20 protein-coding genes are annotated in these 21,363 nt (G+C 71.3%); 12 read left to right on the plus strand and 8 right to left on the minus strand.

What is annotated here, in order from left to right:
* Window positions 1–54: 54 nt before the first annotated feature.
* Window positions 55–1,119 carry an alkene reductase gene (locus ACTVAJ_RS19585; protein ID WP_470389649.1) on the plus strand — a complete coding sequence of 355 codons (1,065 nt, stop codon included), beginning with the start codon at window positions 55–57 and terminating at the stop codon, window positions 1,117–1,119.
* A 76-nt stretch (window positions 1,120–1,195) separates the two neighbouring features.
* On the opposite strand, the gene ACTVAJ_RS19590 is transcribed toward ACTVAJ_RS19585, so the two are convergent.
* From ACTVAJ_RS19590 to ACTVAJ_RS19605, 4 genes are all read right to left on the minus strand, one after another.
* Window positions 1,196–2,707: a nucleobase:cation symporter-2 family protein gene (locus tag ACTVAJ_RS19590; protein ID WP_470389650.1), complete on the minus strand. Its 1,512-nt coding sequence runs from the start codon at window positions 2,705–2,707 to the stop codon at window positions 1,196–1,198.
* A 240-nt stretch (window positions 2,708–2,947) separates the two neighbouring features.
* The gene (pucL, locus tag ACTVAJ_RS19595; RefSeq protein WP_470389787.1) at window positions 2,948–3,844 is read right to left on the minus strand and encodes a factor-independent urate hydroxylase; all 897 of its coding nucleotides are present in this window, start codon (window positions 3,842–3,844) and stop codon (window positions 2,948–2,950) included.
* Window positions 3,845–4,045: 201 nt separating this feature from the next.
* Window positions 4,046–4,390 (minus strand): hydroxyisourate hydrolase, encoded by a 345-nt coding sequence (uraH, locus tag ACTVAJ_RS19600; protein ID WP_470389651.1) that lies wholly within the window; start codon window positions 4,388–4,390, stop codon window positions 4,046–4,048.
* Window positions 4,387–4,941 carry a 2-oxo-4-hydroxy-4-carboxy-5-ureidoimidazoline decarboxylase gene (locus ACTVAJ_RS19605; protein WP_470389652.1) on the minus strand — a complete coding sequence of 185 codons (555 nt, stop codon included), beginning with the start codon at window positions 4,939–4,941 and terminating at the stop codon, window positions 4,387–4,389. The genes uraH and ACTVAJ_RS19605 overlap by 4 nt, the downstream gene beginning before the upstream one ends.
* A gap of 418 nt (window positions 4,942–5,359) precedes the next feature.
* On the opposite strand from ACTVAJ_RS19605, the gene ACTVAJ_RS19610 reads away from it, so the two are divergent.
* From ACTVAJ_RS19610 to ACTVAJ_RS19630, 5 genes are all read left to right on the plus strand, one after another.
* The gene (locus ACTVAJ_RS19610) at window positions 5,360–6,160 is read left to right on the plus strand and encodes a hydroxypyruvate isomerase family protein (protein WP_470389653.1); all 801 of its coding nucleotides are present in this window, start codon (window positions 5,360–5,362) and stop codon (window positions 6,158–6,160) included.
* 140 nt (window positions 6,161–6,300) lie between these two features.
* Window positions 6,301–7,191, plus strand: coding sequence for a 2-hydroxy-3-oxopropionate reductase (locus tag ACTVAJ_RS19615; protein WP_470389654.1), 891 nt, complete (start codon window positions 6,301–6,303; stop codon window positions 7,189–7,191).
* Between the two features lie 161 nt (window positions 7,192–7,352).
* Complete coding sequence (gcl, locus tag ACTVAJ_RS19620) at window positions 7,353–9,068, plus strand: glyoxylate carboligase (protein ID WP_470389655.1); 1,716 nt, start codon at window positions 7,353–7,355, stop codon at window positions 9,066–9,068.
* Window positions 9,069–9,403: 335 nt separating this feature from the next.
* Window positions 9,404–11,104 carry a 2-isopropylmalate synthase gene (gene leuA / locus ACTVAJ_RS19625; protein ID WP_470389656.1) on the plus strand — a complete coding sequence of 567 codons (1,701 nt, stop codon included), beginning with the start codon at window positions 9,404–9,406 and terminating at the stop codon, window positions 11,102–11,104.
* A gap of 131 nt (window positions 11,105–11,235) precedes the next feature.
* Window positions 11,236–13,440 (plus strand): TerD family protein, encoded by a 2,205-nt coding sequence (locus ACTVAJ_RS19630; RefSeq protein WP_470389657.1) that lies wholly within the window; start codon window positions 11,236–11,238, stop codon window positions 13,438–13,440.
* Window positions 13,441–13,665: 225 nt separating this feature from the next.
* Here the strand turns inward: ACTVAJ_RS19630 and ACTVAJ_RS19635 are convergent, their stop codons facing one another.
* Window positions 13,666–14,421, minus strand: coding sequence for a CAP domain-containing protein (locus tag ACTVAJ_RS19635; protein ID WP_470389658.1), 756 nt, complete (start codon window positions 14,419–14,421; stop codon window positions 13,666–13,668).
* A 405-nt stretch (window positions 14,422–14,826) separates the two neighbouring features.
* Between ACTVAJ_RS19635 and recO the strand changes: the two genes are divergently transcribed.
* The 6 genes from recO to ACTVAJ_RS19665 all read left to right on the plus strand — a co-directional run bounded on the left by recO (window position 14,827) and on the right by ACTVAJ_RS19665 (window position 19,169).
* Window positions 14,827–15,558, plus strand: coding sequence for a DNA repair protein RecO (gene recO, locus ACTVAJ_RS19640; RefSeq protein WP_470389659.1), 732 nt, complete (start codon window positions 14,827–14,829; stop codon window positions 15,556–15,558).
* Window positions 15,555–16,376: an isoprenyl transferase gene (locus ACTVAJ_RS19645; protein WP_470389660.1), complete on the plus strand. Its 822-nt coding sequence runs from the start codon at window positions 15,555–15,557 to the stop codon at window positions 16,374–16,376. The genes recO and ACTVAJ_RS19645 overlap by 4 nt, the downstream gene beginning before the upstream one ends.
* A 44-nt stretch (window positions 16,377–16,420) precedes the next feature.
* Window positions 16,421–17,209 (plus strand): SGNH/GDSL hydrolase family protein, encoded by a 789-nt coding sequence (locus ACTVAJ_RS19650; RefSeq protein WP_470389788.1) that lies wholly within the window; start codon window positions 16,421–16,423, stop codon window positions 17,207–17,209.
* A gap of 75 nt (window positions 17,210–17,284) precedes the next feature.
* Window positions 17,285–18,112 carry an SGNH/GDSL hydrolase family protein gene (locus tag ACTVAJ_RS19655; RefSeq protein ID WP_470389661.1) on the plus strand — a complete coding sequence of 276 codons (828 nt, stop codon included), beginning with the start codon at window positions 17,285–17,287 and terminating at the stop codon, window positions 18,110–18,112.
* Window positions 18,113–18,189: 77 nt separating this feature from the next.
* Entirely contained in the window at window positions 18,190–18,615 is a 426-nt protein-coding gene (locus ACTVAJ_RS19660; RefSeq protein WP_470389662.1) for a hypothetical protein, read from the plus strand.
* A complete protein-coding gene (locus ACTVAJ_RS19665) occupies window positions 18,612–19,169 on the plus strand; it encodes a hypothetical protein (RefSeq protein ID WP_470389663.1) in 558 nt (185 codons plus the stop codon). Before ACTVAJ_RS19660 ends, ACTVAJ_RS19665 begins: the two co-directional genes overlap by 4 nt.
* Before the next feature lie 23 nt (window positions 19,170–19,192).
* Here ACTVAJ_RS19665 and ACTVAJ_RS19670 read toward each other — a convergent pair whose 3' ends face one another.
* Genes ACTVAJ_RS19670 through ACTVAJ_RS19680 form a run of 3 tightly spaced genes read right to left on the minus strand, consistent with a single transcriptional unit; the run spans window position 19,193 to window position 21,313 of the window.
* The gene (locus tag ACTVAJ_RS19670; RefSeq protein WP_470389664.1) at window positions 19,193–19,570 is read right to left on the minus strand and encodes a Fur family transcriptional regulator; all 378 of its coding nucleotides are present in this window, start codon (window positions 19,568–19,570) and stop codon (window positions 19,193–19,195) included.
* Complete coding sequence (locus ACTVAJ_RS19675; protein WP_470389665.1) at window positions 19,567–20,469, minus strand: metal ABC transporter permease; 903 nt, start codon at window positions 20,467–20,469, stop codon at window positions 19,567–19,569. The genes ACTVAJ_RS19670 and ACTVAJ_RS19675 overlap by 4 nt, the downstream gene beginning before the upstream one ends.
* Window positions 20,462–21,313 (minus strand): metal ABC transporter ATP-binding protein, encoded by an 852-nt coding sequence (locus ACTVAJ_RS19680; RefSeq protein WP_470389666.1) that lies wholly within the window; start codon window positions 21,311–21,313, stop codon window positions 20,462–20,464. The genes ACTVAJ_RS19675 and ACTVAJ_RS19680 overlap by 8 nt, the downstream gene beginning before the upstream one ends.
* Between the last annotated feature and the right edge of the window lie 50 nt (window positions 21,314–21,363).

Below are 21,363 nucleotides of genomic sequence, written 5' to 3' on the forward strand. Positions count from 1 at the left end.
TACGGTGGTTCACGTCCACCGGGGGCAGCGCCCCCAACACAGTCTGGAGCAGACATGAGCGACCTGTTCACGCCCGTCACCGTCGGCCGCGACGAACTTCCCAACCGCCTCTTCATGGCCCCGATGACCCGATCCCGGGCGGACGAGGAAGGTCGTGTGGGCGACCTGGTGGTCGAGTACTACGCCCAGCGCGCCTCCGCCGGCCTGATCATCACCGAGGGCGTCCAGCCCAGCGTGCGCGGGCAGGGCTACATCCAGACCCCGGGCCTGCACTCCGCCGAGCAGGTCGAGGCGTGGCGGAAGGTCACCGACGCCGTCCACGACGGGGGCGGCCACATCTACGCGCAGATCATGCACACCGGCCGCATCGGTCACCCGAGCCTGTACCCCGACGGCGGCCTGCCGGTCGCTCCCTCCGCGATCGCCTCCGGCCTGTCCCTGTTCGACGGCTCCGGGATGGTCCCCCACCCGGTTCCGCGTGAGATGACCTCCGCCGACATCGCCGAGGCGCTGGACGACTTCGCCTCCGCCGCCCGCAACGCGGTCACCGCCGGGTTCGACGGCGTGGAGCTGCACGGAGCCAACGGCTACCTCATCCACCAGTTCCTCGCCGACGGCGCCAACCAGCGCACCGACGAGTACGGCGGCAGCGAGCAGGGCCGGGCCCGGTTCGCGGCCGAGGTCGTCGCGGCCGTCGCCGACACCATCGGCGCCGAGCGCACCGCCCTGCGCGTCTCCCCCGGGAACACCGTCAACGGCATCACCGAGACCGACTCGCTCGGCCAGCACCTGGCGCTCCTGGAGGCCATCCCCAACCAGTCCGAGCTGGCGTTCCTGCACGTCGCGGGGATGGGTCCGCGTGAGCACGCCGAGCGCCTGCGCAAGGAGTGGGCGGGCACCTTCGTCTACAACCCGGCCGCGGGCACGGACACGTCCGCCGCGTCCGCGGTGCTGGAGGAGGGGCTGGCCGACGCGGTGGCCCTGGGCGCCGCCTGGTTGGCCAACCCCGACCTGGACGCCCGGATCAAGGCGGGCGGCCCCCTCAACGAGCCCGACTCCGCCACCTTCTACGGCGGCGACCACCGCGGCTACACCGACTACCCCGCCCTCGGCGCCTGAACACCGGACGACGGGTGACGGCACGGCGCGGCGGCGCCCGGTCGAACCGGGCGCCGCCGCGCCGTGTCAGGGACGCTCACCCCTTGGTGTCGTCGACGGCCTCCGGGCCCTCACCCCGGTAGGCCGCACCGGCCTGGTCGGTGTACTTGGCCTCGCCCGGACCGGCGCTGCCGATCTCGGCGGGGTCGATCCCGGCCGGAACGGCACCGTCAGGACCGCGCCCGATCACGTTGAAGCAGATGTTCAGCAGCACCGCCACCACGGCCGCGCCGATGATGCCGGAGTGGGCGATCATCTCCACGGACTCGGGCAGGAAGGAGTAGAAGGTCGGGTACGCGAGCGGGATGACCGCCACACCCATGGACGTCGCGACCAGCACCAGGTTGAGGTTGTTGGTGAAGTCGACCTTGCCGAGGGTCTTGACGCCGCTGGCCGCCACGCTGCCGAAGAGCACGAGCCCGGCACCGCCCAGCACCGGGGCGGGCAGCGCGGCCATCACACCGCCCAGGATCGGGAACAGGCCCAGCGCCAGCAGGATGACGCCGCCGGTGGCGACGACGAACCGGCTGCGGATGCCGGTCAGCGCCAGCAGGCCGATGTTCTGGGCGAAGGAGCTCGTGGGCGTCGCACTGAAGATCGGGCCGATGATCGAACCGCTGACGTCGGCGCGCAGACCGGCGGAGATGCGCTTGGCGTCCACCTTCGAACCGGTGATCTCACCGACCGCGATGATGTGCGAGGCGCCCTCGGTCAGGACCACCAGCATGATGACGCACATGGTCAGGACGGCGGCGAGCTCGAAGCGGGGGGCCCCGAAGTAGAAGACCGACGCCGGGTTGAAGACGATGTCGGCCTCGCCGACCCGGCTGAAGTCGGCCATGCCGAAGGGCACCGCCACCAGCGTGCCCAGGACCAGGCCCAGGAGCACGGACAGGCGTCCCCAGATGCCCGGGAGCACGCGGGAGCAGACGAGGATGATCGCCAGGGTGACCCCGGCGAGCGCGAGGTTGGCGAGGGGCGCGGCGGGCACGGCGGCGCCGCCCTCCACGGCGTGGCTCCCGCCGTCCATGATCCAGCGCGCGGCGACGGGCATCAGGCTGATCCCGATGACGGTGATGATCGTCCCGGTGACGATCGGTGGGAAGAAGCGGATCAACTGGCCGAAGAACGGCGTCATGACCAGGGCGAAGGCGCCGGCGGCCATGGAGGCGCCGAAGGCCACGGGCAGGTTCTCCCCGCCCTCCCCGGCCGCGAGCGCCGTGATGGCGCTGACCGGGACGAACGAGCTGGCGACCACGATCGGCATCTGCGCGCCGACGCTCCTGTGGCCGACGGTCTGGAGGAGGGTGGCGATCCCGGCTGCCAGGAGTGCTCCGCTGACGAGGATGCCCATGGCGGCGGGCTCGTTCGCGAGTCCAGCGGCGGCGCCGATGACCAGGGCCGGTGCCACCGCACCGGCGTACATGGTGAAGATGTGCTGCAACCCGTAGACGAGCAGCAACCGCAGCGGCAGCTTCTCGTCCTCCGGGCGGAGGGGGGATGAGGCATTCGTTGTGGCCGAGTCCTTCGCGGACGGACTGTTCGACATGGCCAGTTTCCAGCCTTTGCGATTGTTGGCCACCGGCGGGAGGTGGCCGGTTTCTCGGGCGCGGGCCCGGTGGTGTCCACCGGTGCGGCGATCCGTCTCCGGATACGCCGACGGCCGGTGTGGCAGCCGCTGTCGTACGCGGCTAGCGAGGCGTCGATGCCTCGGGCACTGCTCCCCGCGGTGCGGGGCGGGGACCGGGGCCCGGCCGGCTAGGAGAACGGGCCCCGGGGCTCGGGCTCCCTACACGAAGCCGGGGACGGCCTTCCAGGCGTCGCCGGCGTCGGGAGCGTCGTCGCGCTCGACCGCGGCCTCGATCTTGCCGTAGGGCCGGTCGGCGGCGAAGAAGACCTCGTTCGGGTTGTCCAGGCCGAACGGCGACAGGTCCACCAGGAAGTGGTGGTTGTTCGGCATGGAGAACCTGATCTCGGCGACCTCCGGGTGCGCCTCCAGGACGGCCCTGCCCATCTCGTACAGGGTCTGCTGGAGGGCGAGGCTGTGCGTCTCGGCGAACGCCTCCAGGCAGATGGCGCGGATGGAGGAGTAGAGCTTGTCGAACTCCAGGTCGGTACCGACGTAGCGCCAGCGGGCGGTGACGTCCGTGGCGAGGATCCGGTCGTCGGTCTCCTTGAGGGTGGTGTACTTCGTCCTCGGGAACCCGTGGAACTCGGACCCGGTGGACTTGAGGACGGTCAGGCCCTCGAAGCCGGACACCACCCACTCCCTGTCGCCGTCCTTGTTGACCACGGTGGTGCGGGTCTCGGCGCCGCTGCGGGCGAAGGCGTGGTCGTGCGGGCCGTGCGAGGTGGCGATGCGGTTCCAGGAGTACTCCTGGACCTCCTGGCGGGCGCCGTGCACGTACTCGTGCTCGTCGACGAAGTGGCGCGCGAGCCTGAGCGCGAAGTCCTCGATCGCGCCGACGCCGCCCCACTCCTTGGCCTTGGCGTAGACGGTGTTCTTCTGGGTGTCGGTCGGCAGGCACGTGCTGTTGTCGCCGACGGTGTGGACGGTCTCCAGGTCGCCGCGCAGCTGCGAGGTGACGTTGACGTCCTTGATCTGGTGGACCGCGGTGTCGCGGTTGACGTGGACGAGGCGGACCTCGGCCTTGCCGTACTGGTTGTCTCCGAGTCGGATACCCATCAGGGCGTACTCCATCTCATGTGTGTACATGAAGTCGTCGTTTCGCGTCGGGCGCCGGGCGCCCGCGCCGTGCGCACGAGGGAGGACCGCTGTGGACATGCGGAAGGACCTATCACGCACTCGAAGAGGGTCGTGTGTCTAGGGCTGCTGGATCTCGGGCGTACCGTGCCCCCTTCCTGGCGGGGTGTGGCCGGAGCCGGGCTAGGAGCCCCGGTAGGTCGAGTAGGCGAACGGGCTCAGCAGGAGCGGAACGTGGTAGTGCGCGTCCTCGTCCGCGAGGTCGAAGACGATGGTGACCTCGGGGTAGAAGCCCTTCTGGCCGGTGGCCGCGAAGTAGGCCGCGGTGTCGAAGACGACGCGGTAGTACCCGGCGGGAAGCTGCTCGGGGCCCAGGTCGGGCACCCGGCCGTCGTCGTTGGTGCGGCCCTCGGCGACCGGTTTCCAGGAGGTGCGTTCCGCGTCGGCGGCGGCCTCCAGGCGGACCGGGACGTCCCTGGCGGGGCGGCCCAGCGACGCGTCGAGGATGTGCGTGGTCACGTGGCTCATGCGGCGTCCAGGAGTTTGGCTAGGCGGAGTCCGGAGATCCTGCGGAGTTCCTCCGCGACCACGCGCAGTTCGGTGGTCGGGTCGTTGTCCAGGCGCCCGACGAGGTCGGCCAGGAGTTCACGGCTGGACCGGCCGCTGGCGCAGACCAGGTAGATCTGGCCGAACCGGCCCTCGTACTCCCCCTGGGCGAACTCGAAGATCCGCTGCACGCGCAGCGAGGCGTCGTCGCTGTCGGCGGCGAACGCGGACTGCTCTCCGCGCGACCACCGGGCCTCGGTCCCCTTCCCCCGGGCCTTCTCCCCGATGCGCGGGTGGCGGGCCAGCGCGGAGGCGACCTCGTCCCCGGTGATCTCGCGCGCGTGCTTGTCGGCGAGGTCGGTGAGGGCGCTCCGGTCGGCGTAGGGCGCCTGCCCGGCCACGGCGTCGACCCAGCGGTCGATGTCGAGGCACTGGGCGAGCTCGACGCGCAGGTCCTCCCGCGACAGGGCGTTCAGGCGCGCCAGACCCGGATCGGTGGACCCGTCCGGCTCTCGCGCGTTGGTCTCGGGCATCTGTTCTCCCGTGTCCGGTGGGTGCGGTCACTCCGGTGAGGGGTCCTACCCGCTCACGTCATCGGGATGTTCCTACAGATCCACCGGGCGTTTTTCGTAGTGCAGATGGTTGTTTCCGTATGACGGATGGAGGGACTCTAACTCTCCACCGTGTGATCTTGTCAACACTTGCAAGGGGGGATTGTCGAAAAAGTCCGAACTTCATGCGCTTGTACGAAGTTCGAGAGAACTTCCCGGTGGGGCGTGCGGAGTGGGTGGGGTCGAGGGGGCTCGGGCGGCGTCCCTCCGGGGGCGGGCCTCGGCGGCCCGGTGCGTGCCCGGTGGTTGACAAGGCCACGCCGGGGCCGCACACTCAGGTTATTCCTTCAAGTGAAAACTACTTTCCGCAATGCGGAATTCAAGGTGACGGAGGCCAGGCATGAGCCACGCGCTGGGCTACACGGTGAACTGCTCGCTGCTGTTCACCGAGCTCCCCATCAACGAACGCCCCAAGGCCGCCCGCGACGCGGGCTTCCACGCGGTGGAGTTCTGGTGGCCGTTCGAGAGCGCGACGCCCGCGCAGGACGAGATCGACGCCTTCGTCTCCGCGATCGACGACGCCGGGGTGCGGCTGAGCGGCCTCAACTTCTTCGCCGGGGCCCTGCCCGGCCCGGACCGCGGCGTCCTGTCCCAGCCCTCGCGCAGTGACGAGTTCACGGCCAACATCGAGGTCGTGGCCCACATCGCCGAGCGGACCGGCACCACCGGCTTCAACGCCCTCTACGGTCTGCGCCAGGAGGGTGTCGACCCGGCCGAGCAGGACCGCCTGGCCCTGGAGAACACGGTCGCGGCGGCCAACGGCGTGGCCAAGGTCGGCGGGACCGTCCTCGTCGAGCCGATCAGCGGCTCCGAGGACTACCCGCTCAAGACGGCCGCCGACGCCCTCGCGTTCGTGGCCAAGGTGAAGGAGGCCGGGGCCGCCAACGTCGCGCTCCTCGCCGACTTCTTCCACCTGGCGGTCAACGGCGACGACGTGGCCGCGGTCGTGCGCGACCACGCCGCCGAGTTCGGCCACATCCAGATCGCCGACGCCCCCGGTCGCGGCGAGCCCGGCACCGGGTCGCTGCCCCTCGACGAGCTCCTCACCGACGCCGAGGCCCGCGGCTACCGCGGCCTGGTCGGCCTGGAGTACAAGCCGACCGTGCCCTCCGCGGAGAGCTTCGGCTGGCTCAAGCGCTGACCAGCGCGTTCCAGACGGGCGGTCGCCGGCCAACGGTGACCGCCGGCGGGCCGTCCGCCCCGTACGCCCTCGGGGCGGGCGGCCGCCACCCAAGGACGCTTCCGACAACCCGCCAACCACAGACCACGAAAGGGGCGGACATGCCCGCCAACAGCACCATCGCCTTCATCGGACTCGGCATCATGGGTCTGCCCATGGCCGTCAACCTGGTCAGGGCCGGGTACGGCGTCACCGGCTACAACCTCGACCAGGCCGCCATCGACAAGCTCGTCGCGGGCGGCGGCAAGGGCGCGGGCAGCATCGCCGAGGCCGTGGCCGACGCCGACGTCGTCATCACGATGGTCCCGGACTCCCCGCACGTCGAGGAGGTCCTCGCCGGTGAGGGCGGCGTCTACGACAACGCCAAGGCCGGCGCCCTGGTCATCGACATGAGCAGCATCCGCCCCGACGTCACCCGCACCCTCGCCGAGGCCGGTGCCGAGCGCGGCTTCCGCGTCCTGGACGCCCCCGTCTCCGGCGGTGAGGCCGGCGCCATCGAGGCCAAGCTGTCCATCATGGTCGGCGGCAAGCAGGAGGACTTCGACACGGCCAAGCCGATCTTCGACGTCCTCGGCACCACCCCGGTCCTGGTCGGCCCCAACGGCGCCGGCCAGACGGTCAAGGCCGCCAACCAGCTCATCGTCGCGGGCAACATCCAGCTCGTGGCCGAGGCCCTCGTCTTCCTGGAGGCGCACGGCGTCGACACCGAGGCGGGCCTGGAGGTCCTCGGGGGCGGGCTCGCGGGCAGCACCGTCATGGCGCGCAAGGGCGAGGCCATGCGCAAGCGCGAGTTCCAGCCGGGCTTCCGCATCGCCCTGCACGACAAGGACATGAAGATCGTGACCACCGCCGCCCGCGAGGCCGGCGTGGCGATTCCGCTGGGCGCCCAGGTGGCCCAGTTCGTCGGCGCCCTCAAGCACCAGGGCCACGGCGGGCTCGACCACTCCGCGCTGCTGAAGATCGTCGAGCAGCTCTCCGGCCGCACCGAGTAACGGCCACCTGGCACAAGGGCTTCCGCCGGCGGTACCGGCCTGCCGTACCCACGTCTTACGTGTGATCCGCGTGGCTGACGGCGGCCTCGGGTGTTGGCCGCACCCTGGGTCCCGCCGGCGGAATCCGTTCAACCCCCCTAGCACTGAAGGGTTCACTTCAAATGGTACAGATGCCCGCGATGAACGCTGTCATCGAGGTCCTCAAGGACGAGGGCGTGGACACCGCCTTCGGCTGCCCCGGCGCCGCCATCCTGCCCCTCTACAAGGCGATGGAGGACGTCGGCGGCATCGAGCACCTGACCGTCCGCCACGAGGAGGGCGCCACCCACATGGCGGACGGGTGGTCGCGCACCACCGGCAAGGTGGGTGTGGCCATCGGCACCTCCGGCCCCGCCGGCACCAACATGATCACCGGCCTGTACACGGCGATGGCGGACTCCGTCCCGATCGTCTGCATCACCGGCCAGGCCATGACCTCCCTGCTGGACAAGGAGGGCTTCCAGGCGGTCGACATCGTCGAGATCGCCAAGCCCGTCACCAAGTGGGCCGTGCAGATCAGGGAGGCGGCCACCGCCCCCTGGATCTTCCGCGAGGCCTTCCGCGTCGCCCAGGAGGGCCGTCCCGGCCCCGTGCTGATCGACATCCCGCTGGACGTCGCCAAGCAGGTCATCGAGTACGACCCCGCCATCGACGCACCGCTGAAGATCAACGCGGTCGAGCCCCACCAGCCCCGCGTCGAGCGCGCCCTGGACATGCTCCTGGCCGCCGAGCGCCCGCTGCTGCTGGCCGGCGGCGGTGTGATCCTGTCCGAGGCCTCCGAGGAGCTCAAGGAGCTCGCCGAGTACCTGAACGTCCCCGTCCAGGTCACGCTCATGGGCAAGGGCTCCTTCGACGAGGACAGCCCGCTGTACTCCGGCATGACCGGTGTCCAGACCTCCCAGCGCTACGGCAACGCCTCCTTCCTGGAGTCGGACCTGGTCCTGGCGGTCGGCGCGCGCTTCGGCGACCGCCACACCGGCCAGATCGACGTCTACCGGGGCGACCGCAGGTTCATCCACGTCGACATCGAGCCCACCCAGATCGGCAGGGTCTTCGAGCCGGACCTGGGCGTGGTCTCCGACGCCAAGCTGTTCCTGTCCGCGCTGCTGGAGGCGGCCAGGGCCCGGGGCAAGAAGGCCCAGGTCCAGCCGTGGGTGGACCGCGTCGGCGAACTCAAGCGGACCATGACCCGCCGCGAGGACTTCGACAGCGTGCCGATCAAGGCGCCGCGCGTCTACAAGGAGATCAACGAGGTCTTCGACGCCGACACCTACTTCGTCACCGCGATCGGCCTCTACCAGATCTGGGGCGGCCAGCACCAGAAGGCCTACAAGCCGCGCCACTACCAGATCTGCGGCCAGGCGGGCCCGCTGGGCTGGGAGATCCCGGCCGCCATCGGTGTCAAGAAGGCGCTCAAGAACACCGAGCCGGACGCCGAGGTCGTCGGCATCGTCGGCGACTACGGCTTCCAGTACATGGTCGAGGAACTGGCCGTCGCCGCCCAGTACGACGTCCCGTACGTGATCATCATGATCAACAACGAGTACCTGGGCCTCATCCGCCAGGCCTCGCTCCCGTACGAGATGAACTACCAGGTCGACATCCACTACGACGAGTTCGGCACCGACAACGTCAAGATCATGGAGGCCTACGGCTGCTCCGGCCGCCGGGTCGCCGACCCGAACGAGATCCGGGACACCCTGGAGTGGGCGCGCAAGGAGGCCAGGGCCACCTCGCGTCCGGTGCTGGTCGAGATCATGATCGAGCGCGAGGCCAACACGCCGCACGGTCCCGCGATCGACGCGGTCAAGGAGTTCGAGCCCCTGCCGGAGGCCTGAGCCCCCAGGGGGTCCGTTCCCTCCGGGGAATGAACAGACGGGCGTCGCGGTCGTAGTGAACGGGTACGGCCGCGACGCCGCCATTCCCGGGCGGTACCGCTGTTTCCATGTGACGGAGGGGACCAGGTCACGCGACACGTGTCCCAGAATGTGGACGCTGAGTACCAGCATTCCGGAACACTCTGCTAGCGTGACGACCACTATGCTGCGCGAGCTGCTTCTCCTTAGTGGCCGCGGCGGGGGTCGTTAGACGGTCGGCTCCCTCGCCGCGGGACTTCGGCTTGCCCTGGTCGGCCACTGACCTCACGCCAGCACACCCTGTCAGGAGACACCCGATGGTGCCGCAGCAGCAGCCCAGCTCCATGCCCTTCCAGCGCTACCAGCCCTTCGCTCCGGTCGACCTGCCCGACCGCACGTGGCCGTCCAGGACCATCACCGAGGCGCCCCGCTGGCTGTCCACCGACCTGCGCGACGGCAACCAGGCGCTGATCGAGCCGATGGACCCCGCGCGCAAGCGCGAGATGTTCCTGCTGCTGGTGAAGATGGGCTACAAGGAGATCGAGGTCGGCTTCCCCGCCGCCAGCCAGACCGACTTCGACTTCGTCCGGTCCCTGATCGAGGACGACCTGATCCCCGACGACGTCCAGATCTCCGTCCTGACCCAGGCCCGCGAGGACCTGATCGAGCGCACCGTGCAGAGTCTGGTCGGCGCCAAACGCTCCACCGTGCACCTGTACAACGCCACCGCCCCGACCTTCCGCCGCGTGGTCTTCAAGGTCGACCGCGACCAGTGCAAGGACATCGCCGTCGAGGGCACCCGGCACGTCATGCGCTTCGCCGAGCAGTACCTGGGCGAGACCGAGTACTTCGGCTACGAGTACTCGCCCGAGATCTTCATCGACACCGAGCTGGACTTCGCCCTGGAGGTCTGCGAGGCCGTCATGGACGTCTGGCAGCCCGGCCCGGGCCGCGAGATCATCCTGAACCTGCCCGCCACGGTCGAGCGCGCCACCCCCAACGTCTACGCCGACCAGATCGAGTGGATGAGCCGCACCCTGACCCGCCGCGAGCACGTGGTGGTGTCGGTGCACCCGCACAACGACCGCGGCACCGGGGTCGCCTCCGCCGAGCTGGCCGTCATGGCCGGGGCCGACCGCGTCGAGGGCTGCCTGTTCGGGCACGGTGAGCGCACCGGCAACGTCTGCCTGGTCACCCTGGGCCTGAACCTGTTCAGCCAGGGCGTGGACCCCCGGATCGACTTCTCCGAGATCGACGAGATCCGCCGCACGGTCGAGCACTGCACCCAGCTGCCCGTGGCCCCGCGCCACCCCTACGGCGGCGACCTGGTCTACACCGCCTTCTCCGGCTCCCACCAGGACGCGATCAAGAAGGGCTTCGCGGCCCTGGAGGCCGAGGCGGACGCGGCCTCGACCCCGGTCGACGAGTACCCGTGGGACGTGCCCTACCTGCCCATCGACCCCAAGGACGTGGGCCGCAACTACGAGGCGGTCATCCGGGTCAACAGCCAGTCCGGCAAGGGCGGCGTGTCCTACATCATGCAGCGCGACCACGCCCTGGACCTGCCGCGCCGCCTGCAGATCGAGTTCTCCCGCGTCATCCAGGAGCACACCGACGCCGAGGGCGGCGAGTTCGCGGGCGAGCGGATCTGGGAGATCTTCTCCGACACCTACCTGGCCGAGTCCGGGCCGGTCGCGGTCCTGGCCCACCGGTCCACCACCGCCGAGGACGGCACCTACCGGATCGAGGCCGACGCCCGCGTCAACGGCGAGATCCGCGAGCTGACCGGCACCGGCAACGGCCCGATCTCGGCGTTCTGCGACGCCCTGACCGACGTGGACGTCAAGGTCCGCGTCATGGACTACGTCGAGCACTCGCTGGGCGGGGACGGCGACGCCCGGGCCGCCGCCTACGTGGAGGCCGAGATCGACGGGAACGTGGTGTGGGGTGTGGGCATCCACAACAGCATCACCACGGCCTCCCTGAAGGCCGTGTGCAGCGCCATCGGCCGCGCCTGACCCACCGGCGTCCGCCCCGGACACCCGCCACACGGTGGGTGTCCGGGGCGGACGCGTGTCCGGGACCGACGGCCGTCCCTGGCCGGAAAACCCGTGGTGGATGTCGGGGGCCGGTGGCACCATCTCCGGACATGGCGCACACCGAGATCATCCAGCGAACCCTCCGCGTCCCCGTGCCCGGGGGCGACCCCGGCGACGGCTCCGCGGCCACGCGCCAGCTCGACGCCGCTCTGCTGTCGGCCGGCTTCGGACTCACCGCCGAACTGCGCGCGCACCTGGTCGGACTCGAACCGGACGCCGTCACGCGCACGGCCCGTATCGTCCTGGGGGCGGTCCGCGAGCTGGTCGGCGCGCACGTGAGGCACAACGTCTACTTCCGCGACTTCCCCGACAACGTTCCCGACACCCTGGAGTTCTGGACCGGGTGCCTGGTCGAGGCGCTCACCGACCCCGACCGCGGGGGGCCGGTCATGCGGCCCGACGGCTCGGTCAACCTCCTGGACCTGCCGAGCTACGGCCGCTACCAGCACACCTACGCCGAGCTCGCCGCCTCGCGCGACGCCTTCGTCGCCTCGGCCAAGGACCGGTTCACCCTCCTGCACCTGGGCCGCACGCTGGCGGAGGAGACCCGGGCACTCTACGAGGAGCTGGCGGGCAGCCCGGTCCCGTTGAGCGACACCGACCGATCCCTCCTGGCCGGGCTCGCGCAGGAGCACGCCGAGGGGGAGCCGCCGAGCGTCCCCGTGCGCGAGAACCGCGCCCTGGTCAACGCCGCCCGTGTCCGGGCCGGGCGCGCCCCCGACGTCGACACCGCCACGGATGTGCTGCGGCTCGCCCAGGCCCTGTCCGAGGGCGACCCCACGCTGTCCGCACCCGGACGCCTGCGCTCCTTCCGCCGCCGTGAACGCAGGGCGCTGCTGGCCGCGCTGGACGGTGTGATCGGGGACAACCCCGACAAGCTCACCGACGTCGGTCGGCACACCGAGGCGTGGAAGCGCCTCGGCGAGGGCCTGCACCCGCACGAGTACCCCCGGTGGAAGCACGCCCGTGAGGTGTTCGCCGTCGCGCGGGGCGACCGACGCGTGCGCACGTTCAACGCCAGGGTCGAGTCCGCCTTCCTGAACGGGAACGTCGAGCGGGCCCTCGCCCTGCTGTCCGGACAGCCCGGCGTGCTCGTGCGGACCCTGGACCGGCTCCTGGTCGCGGGCGGTCCCGGGTTCGGGGCACGCCTCGCGCCGGTGGTCCGCCAGCGCTGCGGGAGGGTCGCCGGACGGGTCCTGGTCTCGGCCCGCGAGCAGCTCGCCAACCGGGACGTCCCCGGAGTGGTACGCCTGTTCGCCAACCAGACCGCGCGCGGTTGGACCGAGGCGGACGACCGCCCGCCGCTGCCGAAGGAGGACGCGGCCGCCGTGGTCACGGCCCTGGACGACCTCATCGCCGAGCGGCTCCGGTACTTCGACCTGGTCCTGGTCGACCCGGCCGTCCGCTCCGTCGCCGTGCCCCGCTCGGGCAAGGGCACGGCCAGGGGCATGGGGGTGCTGCCGCGCGGCACCGTCACGCCGGTGGAGGGCGACCGCCTCCGCTTCTTCGTCCACTGGAGGGACGGCATCGACGAGACCGACCTCGACCTGTCGGTGATGCTGCTCGACGACGACTTCGCCCCGGTCGGTCAGGTGTCCTGGAGCAACCTGGAGTCGGTGGGGGCCGTCCATTCCGGGGACATCGTCGAGGCTTCCGGTCCCGACGGCGCCACCGAGATGATCGACCTGGACCTGAACCGGGTCGAGGCCCGGCACGTGGTGCCCGAGGTGCTGGTGTACGGCGGCGACCGGTTCGCCTTCCTGCCCGAGGCGTACTTCGGGTACATGGACCGCGACGTCGAGCAGAGGGGCATGCCCTTCGAACCGGGCACCGTGCGGACGAAGTCGGACCTGGAGGCAACCGCCCGGGTCGTGGTCCCACTGGTGTTCAGCCGGGGCGGGGACGGCACGTGGAGCGCCCGCTGGACGCACCTGTCCCTGCCGGGGGAGGAGCTGTTCAACGAGGTCGAGACCACGGGCGCCCCCGCGCGGCTGATGGCGCGCGCCGTCGTCGAGCGGTGCTACCTCACCGTCGGCGACCTGCTGGACCTGATGGCGCAGACCGGCTCCGAGGTGCGCGAGTACCGGGAACCGCCCGTGCCGGAGGAGGTCGACGGACGGCGGGTCGCCTATGTCGGTCTGGAGCGCCCGGAGGGGCTGCCCGAGGGGGTCGAGGTGCTCACCCGGGCGGAGCTGCCCGGCCTGCTTCCGGACGTCGTGGGCGAGGCGGCGCAAAGCCCGGAGAAAACCCCGTGAACCGTGTCGCGGCGGTGCGTTAGTCTGGCGGCCCGGTGAGGCACCGGAGCGGCTTCCTTCTTCGTTCCACACATAAGGATGTAGCCGTTCCGCTCTCCTCGCACCGGGGCGGGCACTGCGGCGGCTTCCTTCTGGCTTGGGACCACCAGTCTCCGCGCTCTCCCGCCCACACGCGATCGGGCCGCACCCCACGGGGGCGCGGCCCGATCGTCGCGTGTCCGGCCGTTACTCCCAGCCGAAGAGCTGCGTCCAGGCGTTGCCGGACTCACCGACCCCGATCGCGACCAGGTCGCAGTTGAGGATGTTCCTGCGGTGCCCCGGACTGTTCATCCAGGCCTCCATCACCTGCTCGGCGCTGGTCTGGCCCTTGGCGACGTTCTCCGCGCCCCACGAGTCGTACCCGTGGCGCTCGGCCCGGTCGCCGGGACCCTCGCCCTCCGGGCTCTCGTGGGCCATGTAGTCGCGGGCGTCCATGTCCTCGCTGTGCTCCTGCGCGGCGGCGGCCAGGCGGTCGTCCACGCGCAGCGGGCCGCATCCGGCGTCGGCCCGCTCGGTGTTGACCAGCTGGACGACCTGGTTCACCACGGGGCCGCCCACGGGCGCCTGCGGTGAGCCGGACCCCCCGCTCCCGCTGTCGGCCTCCTCCTCCCGGGAACCGCCTCCCGAGCCGCCCGACGCGTCCGTGTCGCTCCCGGAGTCGGACCCGTCGGCCGCGGCGGGGGCCGTGGCCTGGGCGGTGGCGGTCTCGGCCGAGGCGCTCCGCTCGGCCTCCTCCGGAGCCGCGGTCGGGGTCTCGAAGAAGTCGTCGTCGGTCGCGGTGTCGGGGACGGCGGAGTCGTCCGCGACGGCGCTCCCGACCTGCCCGGCGGCGGACGGGGCGGCGTCGGCCGCCCCCGACGGGTCCAGCCGATCGCCCAGGTCGGTGACCAGGAGGGCTCCGGCCAGTGTCAGACCGACCGGTACCGCGGTCAGACCCGCCACCAGCGGAAGCGGGTTCCGTCGCCCTTCGCGCGCCGATCCCCGTTCGTGAGCGTTCGCTCTGCGCCTGCCTCGGCGGCCTCGTGCCATGTCGCTCTGTACCTTCCGTGCGGGTGCGGATGGGGGTGGCCGTTGTGTCCTGTGGACGGTCACCGGGGGATCCCCTCGGCCGCACCTGTGCGTGTGTGGCCGGGTCCTGCCGCTCCGCCTCTCGGGGCCGCCCGGGTCCTCGTGTCCGACACCGGGCGCCACTCTCGGGCGTGGGGTGCCCGTCGCGGAGCGCTTAGCGCGTGAGAGTAGAGCAAATGTCTCGAAAAGGGAATCCAAACCGTAATAAAGCTGGTCGTGACCGTCCTCCCGGGGAGCCCGCGCGTACGGTCGGTCGGTGCCATCCGTGACAATGGGAGGGTGAGTCTCTACCGCGACGAGGGTGTCGTCCTGCGCAACCAGAAACTGGGCGAGGCCGACCGGATCGTCACCCTGCTGACCCGGCGCACCGGACTGGTGCGCGCCGTGGGCAAGGGGGTGCGCCGCACCAAGTCACGCTTCGGTGCCCGCCTCGAACCGTGTACCCACGTCGACGTGCAGCTCTACACCGGCCGCACCCTGGACGTGATCACCCAGGCCGAGACCGTGCGCGCCTACGGTGAGGCGGTCGTGCACGACTACGCCCGCTACACCGCGGCCGCCGCGATGCTGGAGACCGCCGAGAAGGTCGTCGCCGTGGAGAAGGACCCGGCCCTGCGCCAGTTCCTGCTGCTCATCGGCGCCCTGCGCGCCCTGGGTGAGGGAACGCACGACGCCAGGCTGGTGTTGGACGCCTATCTGCTCCGGTCACTGGCCGTGGCCGGGTACGCCCCGGCGCTGGGCGAGTGCGCCCGCTGCGGGAGCCGGGGCGAGCACCGCGCGTTCGCGGTCCACGCAGGCGGTATGGTCTGCTCGGTGTGCCGTCCCCACGGCACCGTGCACCCCTCCGTCGAGACGCTCCGCCTGATGACGGCGCTGCTCGAGGGCGACTGGGAGAGCGCGGACGCCAGCGCGGGAGGGCACCGTTCCGAGTGCAGCGGGTTGGTCGCGGCCTACCTACAGTGGCACCTGGAGAACGGAATCCGATCACTGCGGCACGTGGAGCGTTCTTGAGTCTGTTCAGCTTCGACACCGGAAACCGGCGGGAGTACACCCGGCCCGTCCCGCACCCGAGCGGGGCGCGCCCGCCGGAGCTGCCCGCGGACCTGGTACCCAAGCACGTGGCCGTGGTCATGGACGGCAACGGGCGCTGGGCCAAGGAGCGGGGCCTGCCCCGCACCGAGGGGCACAAGGCGGGTGAGTCCTCCCTCTTCGACGTCATCGAGGGGGCCCTGGAGCTGGGCGTCTCCCACCTGTCGGCCTACGCCTTCTCCACGGAGAACTGGAAGCGCTCACCCGACGAGGTCCGCTTCCTCATGGGCTTCAACCGCGACACCATCCGCCGCCGCCGTGACGAACTGCACGCCCGCGGGGTCCGCGTGAAGTGGGCCGGTCGCTCCGGTCGGCTCTGGAAGAGCGTCATCAAGGAGCTCCAGGAGGCCGAGGAGATGACGCGCGACAACGACCGGCTCACCCTCCAGTTCTGCGTGAACTACGGTGGCCGGGCCGAGATCACCGACGCCGTGCGCGCGCTCGCCCGCAAGGCGGCCGACGGGCGGATCTCCCCGGAGAAGATCAGCGAGGACGCCATCGCGCGGGAGCTGTACGCGCCGGAGGTCCCCGACGTCGACCTGTTCGTGCGCTCCTCCGGCGAGCAGCGGACCTCGAACTTCCTCCTCTGGCAGTCCGCCTACGCCGAGTTCGTCTTCCTCGACACGCTCTGGCCCGACTTCGACCGCCGCGACCTGTGGCGGGCCTGCGAGATCTACGCCCGGCGCGACCGCCGCTACGGAGGCGCCGTGCCCAACCCGGTTCCGGGGGAGGCGGAGTGAGCGCGGTGACGGACGCGGACGGCGCCCCGCCCGTGCGGCCGGGCATGTCCTACGTGGCGTTGGGCGACAGCTTCACCGAGGGTGTGGGCGACCCCTACCCGGGGGCGGACGCGGTCTTCCGGGGCTGGGCGGACCGCGTGGCCGAGCACCTGGCCGACCACGTGGGCGAGGTGCGCTACGCCAACCTGGCCGTGCGCGGCAAGCTCATGCGCCAGATCGTCACGGACCAGCTGCCCGTCGCCCTGGACATGGCGCCTGACCTGGTCTCGCTGTGTGCGGGCGGCAACGACCTGCTGCGCCCCGGCGGCGACCCCGAGCGCATGGCGCGGATCCTGGACCACACGGTGGGCCGGTTGCGCGCCGCCGGAAGCCAGGTGGTCCTGTTCACCGGCGTCAACGTCTCCACGGGGTACATGCGCGGCGGCATCGGCCTGTTCGCCCGGTACTACATGAACGTGCGCGCGATCGCCGACGCCCACGGCTGCCACCTCGTCGACCAGTGGTCGATGCGTGTCCTGACCGACTCCCGTGCCTGGGACGCCGACCGCCTGCACATGTCCCCGGAGGGGCACCGCAGGCTGGCGCTGCGCGTGGCCGAGGTCCTCGGGGTGCCCACCGACCGGCGCTGGGACGAACCGTGGCCGGAGCGGGAGGAGGTCAGTTGGAGCCAGGCCCGCCGGGACGACCTGACCTGGGCCCGCGAGTCCCTGGTGCCCTGGATCGGCCGCCGCCTGACCGGCCGGTCCTCCGGCGACGACGTCACCGCCAAGCGACCCGAACTGACCCCGGTCACCCGGGACAGGGCCGGGCGGGCGGAACACGGTTCGGTGTGACGTACCCCGCAAAAACGGACAAACCATGAACCTACTGTCGCGTAACCATGGCTCAAAGTTGCATCATCGTGCACCATGAGCGGCTTTGGGAACAGTGACCTCACGAACCGGGACATCCTGTCCTACGTGGCCCTCGGTGACAGCTTCACCGAGGGCATGAGCGACCCGTACCCGGACAGCGGCAGCGTGCCCGACGGCCGCTACCGCGGCTGGGCGGACCGCGTGGCCGAGCACCTGGCCGACCACGTGGGCGAGGTGCGCTACGCCAACCTGGCCGTGCGCGGCAAGCTCGTCCGCCAGATCAAGGAGGACCAGGTGGAGCGGGCGGTCGAACTCGCGCCGGACCTGATCACCCTGTGCGCGGGCGGCAACGACATCATCCGGCCCGGCGGGGACCCGGACGCCACCGCCGAGGTCTTCGAGTCCATGGTCGCCGAGCTCAGCCGCTCGGACGCCCGGATCGTCGTCTTCACGGGCTTCGACACCGGCGCGCTGCCGGTCATGCGCCACCTGCGGGGCAAGGTCTCCACCTACAACATGCACATGCGCCACGTGGCGGACCAGTACGGCTGCGACGTCGTGGACATATGGAGCATGCGCACGCTCGCCGATCCGCGCGCGTGGAGCTGGGACCGGCTGCACTTCTCCCCGGAGGGCCACCGCCGCATCGCGCTGCGTGTGTGCGAGGTTCTCGGTGTCCCGGTGGAGGGTGACTGGAACGAACCCTGGCCCCCGGCCGAGCCGCGCGACTGGCGCACCGCCCGCCAGGAGGACCTGCACTGGGCCCGCGAGTTCCTGGTGCCGTGGATCCACCGGCGTCTGACCGGCCGTTCCTCCGGTGACGGTATGCGTCCCAAGCGGCCCACCCTGGAGTCCTGCCACCGCAGCGACGGCGCGGAGTAGCCCGCCGCCCTGTGGCGTCGTGGCCGGTTCCGGCGAACGGCCCACCCCCGTGCATCCGGACACGGCACAATGCGGTCATGCGATGGCTGTGGACGTGGATTCTCGGTTCGGCGACGGCCGTTCTGGCGGGAGCCTGGGCGCTGCCCCGGCTCCTCCCCGACCTGGGACTGGGGTTGAACGAGCTGTCCCAGCTGTCCGGGATCGGTTCCCTGGCCGCCGGGGTGGCGGCACTGGTGGTGGCGGTGTGGACGGTGCGCCGACAGCGCACGGCCGACGACCGGACCGCCCCCACGGGAGGGGGTGGGGCCACAACGCCGAACGGGGACGTGTCCGGCGGTGTGGTGGTGCAGGCCGAGCGGGTCGAGGGCGGTGTCGGTAACACCATCCACCACACGGGGGATCACGTCGACTTCTCCGGCGGCACCTTCCACGGGCCGGTGACCGGGAAGAGGGTGGAGCACCACCGCGATCCCCGCGTCCCCGGCGACGCGGACGGCCGGTGAGCGGTCGCGTCAGCCTTCGCGGGGGCACGTTCCACGACGGGCTCGTACTGGACGGCGACGTCCACGGGACCGCGCGCCGGTGCGACCTCACCCTCGGCGACCGGATGTGGCCCGACGGCCGGGAGTGGTGCTTCGACATCGTCGGGGAACACGTCTCGTCCCCCGTGGCCTACGCCCTGCGTACCGACCGCCGCGTCGGTGTGGGCTTCGGACACGGCGCCCGCTTCCAGGAGATCGCGTCGTCGACCTACCACCTGATCGAACACCACGCCCTGCCGGACCACCTGTCCCACTGGGAGCCCTGGCCCGGACCGCCGGAACCCTGGGTCCCCGGTCCCGGCCGGGGCGCCGCCGCCGATCGCCTGCTGGCCCGGCTCGAAGGGCTCCCCGAGGCCGCGGAGGCGTCGGGGCCCGGCAACCGCTGGTTCCTGGGCGAGGACGTCGCTGTCCGCGTGGCGCTCGATGACGCCCGCGAGGGTCCGCGGGTCCGCCGCCTCCACGCCTGGACGCGTGGCGAGACCGGCCGCCGCCGGGTCCGGGCGGCATGCGCCTGAATCCCGGCGCCCGGGGCCGGGCCCTACGCCCTCGAACAGTCGCCGCAGGTACCGAACACCTCGACGGTGTGCGTCACCCCGGTGAACCCGTGCTTGGCGCCCACCTCGGCCGCCCACTTCTCCACGGCCGGCCCCTCGATCTCCACCGCCGTGGAGCACGTCCGGCACACCAGGTGGTGGTGGTGCTGTTCGCTGTCGCACGCCCGGTAGACGGCCTCGCCGTCGTCGGTGCGCAGCACGTCCACCTCACCGGAGTCGCTCAGCGCCTGGAGCGCCCGGTAGACGGTGGTCAGGCCGATCTTGGAACCCTCGGCGCGCAGGTCCGCGTACAGGTCCTGGGCACTGCGGAAACCGGTGCACCCGGTCAGCGCCTGGCGGACCGTCTCGCGACGTGTACTCATTGCTTCACCCTCCCCCGATCGGTCTGGGGCATCGTACCGGCCGCGTCGGCCCCCACGGGTTCACGGGTGTTGGACGTGCCCCTGCGCGACCGGCGGTTGAGGAGGCCGCTGACGGCCACCGCGACGCAGAACACCGCCAACGCCAGTATGACGATCGTGGCGCCGGGCGCCAGGTCCCCGTAGAACGCGGTGGTCAGGCCGCCCAGGGAGGAGAACAGCCCGATGACCACCGCCAGCCCCATGGTCACCCGGAAGCTGCGGGTGAGCTGCTGGGCGGCGGCGACCGGGACGATGAGCAGCGCGCTCACCATGAGCACGCCGACCACGCGCATGGCGATGACCACCGTCAGCGCCGCCGTGACCGCGAGCAGGACGCTCAGGAAGCGCACCGGAAGGCCGTGGGCCCTGGCCACCTCCTCGTCCTGGCACAGCACGAACAGTTCGCGGCCGAAGAGCGCCACCACGGCGACCACGCCGACGGCCAGGGCACCGACGAACCACAGGTCCTGCTCCTCGACCGTGCTCACCGAGCCGAAGAGGTAGGAGGTGAGGGTGGCGTTGCTCGCACCGGGGGCGAGGTTGATCAGCAGCACGCCGCCGGCGATCCCGCCGTAGAACAGCAGCGCGAGGGCCACCTCGCCGCTGGCCCGGGTCCGCACCCGCACCAGCTCCATGAGGATGGCGCCCAGGGTCGCCACGACCGCCGCCGTCAGTACGGGGGAGGTGCTGGTGAGCAGCCCGAGGGCGACGCCGGTGAGCGCCACGTGGCCGATACCGTCGCCGAGCAGTGCCAGGCGGCGCTGGACGAGGAACGTGCCGATGACCGGTGTGACCAGTCCCACGAGCACGGCGGCGATCAGCGCGCGCCGCATGAACTCGTACTGGAGCAGCTCAGTCACGTCCGGGCACCTCGAGTCGGATCAGGTCCGCGGGCGCGCCGTCCGTGGCCGCCGCCGCGCGCGGGTCGGGGTCGTTGGGGTCGGGGTGGGGGTGCTGGTGCTCGTGGCCGGGCCGCGCGCAGGCACCGGTCGCCGCGGGGGCGTCCCCGTCGTGGACGACACGCCCTCCGCCGAGGACGACGGAGCGTTCGATGACGTCCTCCAGCGGACCCAGCTCGTGCAGCACCAGGACCACGGTGGAGCCCTGGTCGCGCAGGTGGGTGATGGTCCTGGCGAGGGCGCGCTGGTTCTCCGCGTCCACGCCCGCCATGGGCTCGTCCATGACGAAGGTGTCGGGACGGCCGGCCAGGGCGCGGGCGATGAGCACCCGCTGCTGCTGTCCGCCGGAGAGTTCGCGCACGGCGTCGCGCGCGCGGTCGGCCAGACCGACGGCCTCCAGGGCCTCGTGCACGGCGGCGCGGTCGGAGCGGCTCGGGAAGAAGGAGAGTCGGCCGCGCGCGGCGACCTGGCCGGAGGAGACGATCTCGCGCACCGTGGCGGGGACGGCGCCGCCGGCGGTGAGCCGTTGCGGTACGTACCCGATCCGGTGCCAGTCACGGAAGCGGCGCAGCGGTGCGCCGTGCAGCCGGATCTCGCCCGAGGAGAGCGGCACGATGCCGAGCATCGCGCGCATCAGCGTCGACTTGCCCGACCCGTTGGGGCCCAGCACGGCCGTGGTCCGGCCCGCGGCCACGTCGAGGCTCAGGCCGTCGAGGACGGGGTTCCCGTCGTAGGCGACGCGGGCGTCGACGATCTGGAAGGCGGGTGGAGTCGTGGCTCCGCCCTGTGTGATCTGGTCTGACACGGTTTCAGTATGGAGAAAATGAAAATGATTGTCAAAAAAGGGGGGGTGGG

The organism is Nocardiopsis sp. KDC1DS13DA1 (assembly GCF_055632325.1).

Bases quoted from the DNA above. Each gene is read 5' to 3' on its own strand.
- ACTVAJ_RS19585 (WP_470389649.1), top strand. From the start codon at position 55: ATGAGCGACCTGTTCACGCCCGTCACCGTCGGCCGCGACGAACTTCCC.
- ACTVAJ_RS19590 (WP_470389650.1), bottom strand. From the start codon at position 2,707: ATGTCGAACAGTCCGTCCGCGAAGGACTCGGCCACAACGAATGCCTCA.
- pucL (WP_470389787.1), bottom strand. From the start codon at position 3,844: ATGGGTATCCGACTCGGAGACAACCAGTACGGCAAGGCCGAGGTCCGC.
- uraH (WP_470389651.1), bottom strand. From the start codon at position 4,390: ATGAGCCACGTGACCACGCACATCCTCGACGCGTCGCTGGGCCGCCCC.
- ACTVAJ_RS19605 (WP_470389652.1), bottom strand. From the start codon at position 4,941: ATGCCCGAGACCAACGCGCGAGAGCCGGACGGGTCCACCGATCCGGGT.
- ACTVAJ_RS19610 (WP_470389653.1), top strand. From the start codon at position 5,360: ATGAGCCACGCGCTGGGCTACACGGTGAACTGCTCGCTGCTGTTCACC.
- ACTVAJ_RS19615 (WP_470389654.1), top strand. From the start codon at position 6,301: ATGCCCGCCAACAGCACCATCGCCTTCATCGGACTCGGCATCATGGGT.
- gcl (WP_470389655.1), top strand. From the start codon at position 7,353: ATGGTACAGATGCCCGCGATGAACGCTGTCATCGAGGTCCTCAAGGAC.
- leuA (WP_470389656.1), top strand. From the start codon at position 9,404: ATGGTGCCGCAGCAGCAGCCCAGCTCCATGCCCTTCCAGCGCTACCAG.
- ACTVAJ_RS19630 (WP_470389657.1), top strand. From the start codon at position 11,236: ATGGCGCACACCGAGATCATCCAGCGAACCCTCCGCGTCCCCGTGCCC.
- ACTVAJ_RS19650 (WP_470389788.1), top strand. From the start codon at position 16,421: ATGTCCTACGTGGCGTTGGGCGACAGCTTCACCGAGGGTGTGGGCGAC.
- ACTVAJ_RS19655 (WP_470389661.1), top strand. From the start codon at position 17,285: ATGAGCGGCTTTGGGAACAGTGACCTCACGAACCGGGACATCCTGTCC.
- ACTVAJ_RS19660 (WP_470389662.1), top strand. From the start codon at position 18,190: ATGCGATGGCTGTGGACGTGGATTCTCGGTTCGGCGACGGCCGTTCTG.
- ACTVAJ_RS19670 (WP_470389664.1), bottom strand. From the start codon at position 19,570: ATGAGTACACGTCGCGAGACGGTCCGCCAGGCGCTGACCGGGTGCACC.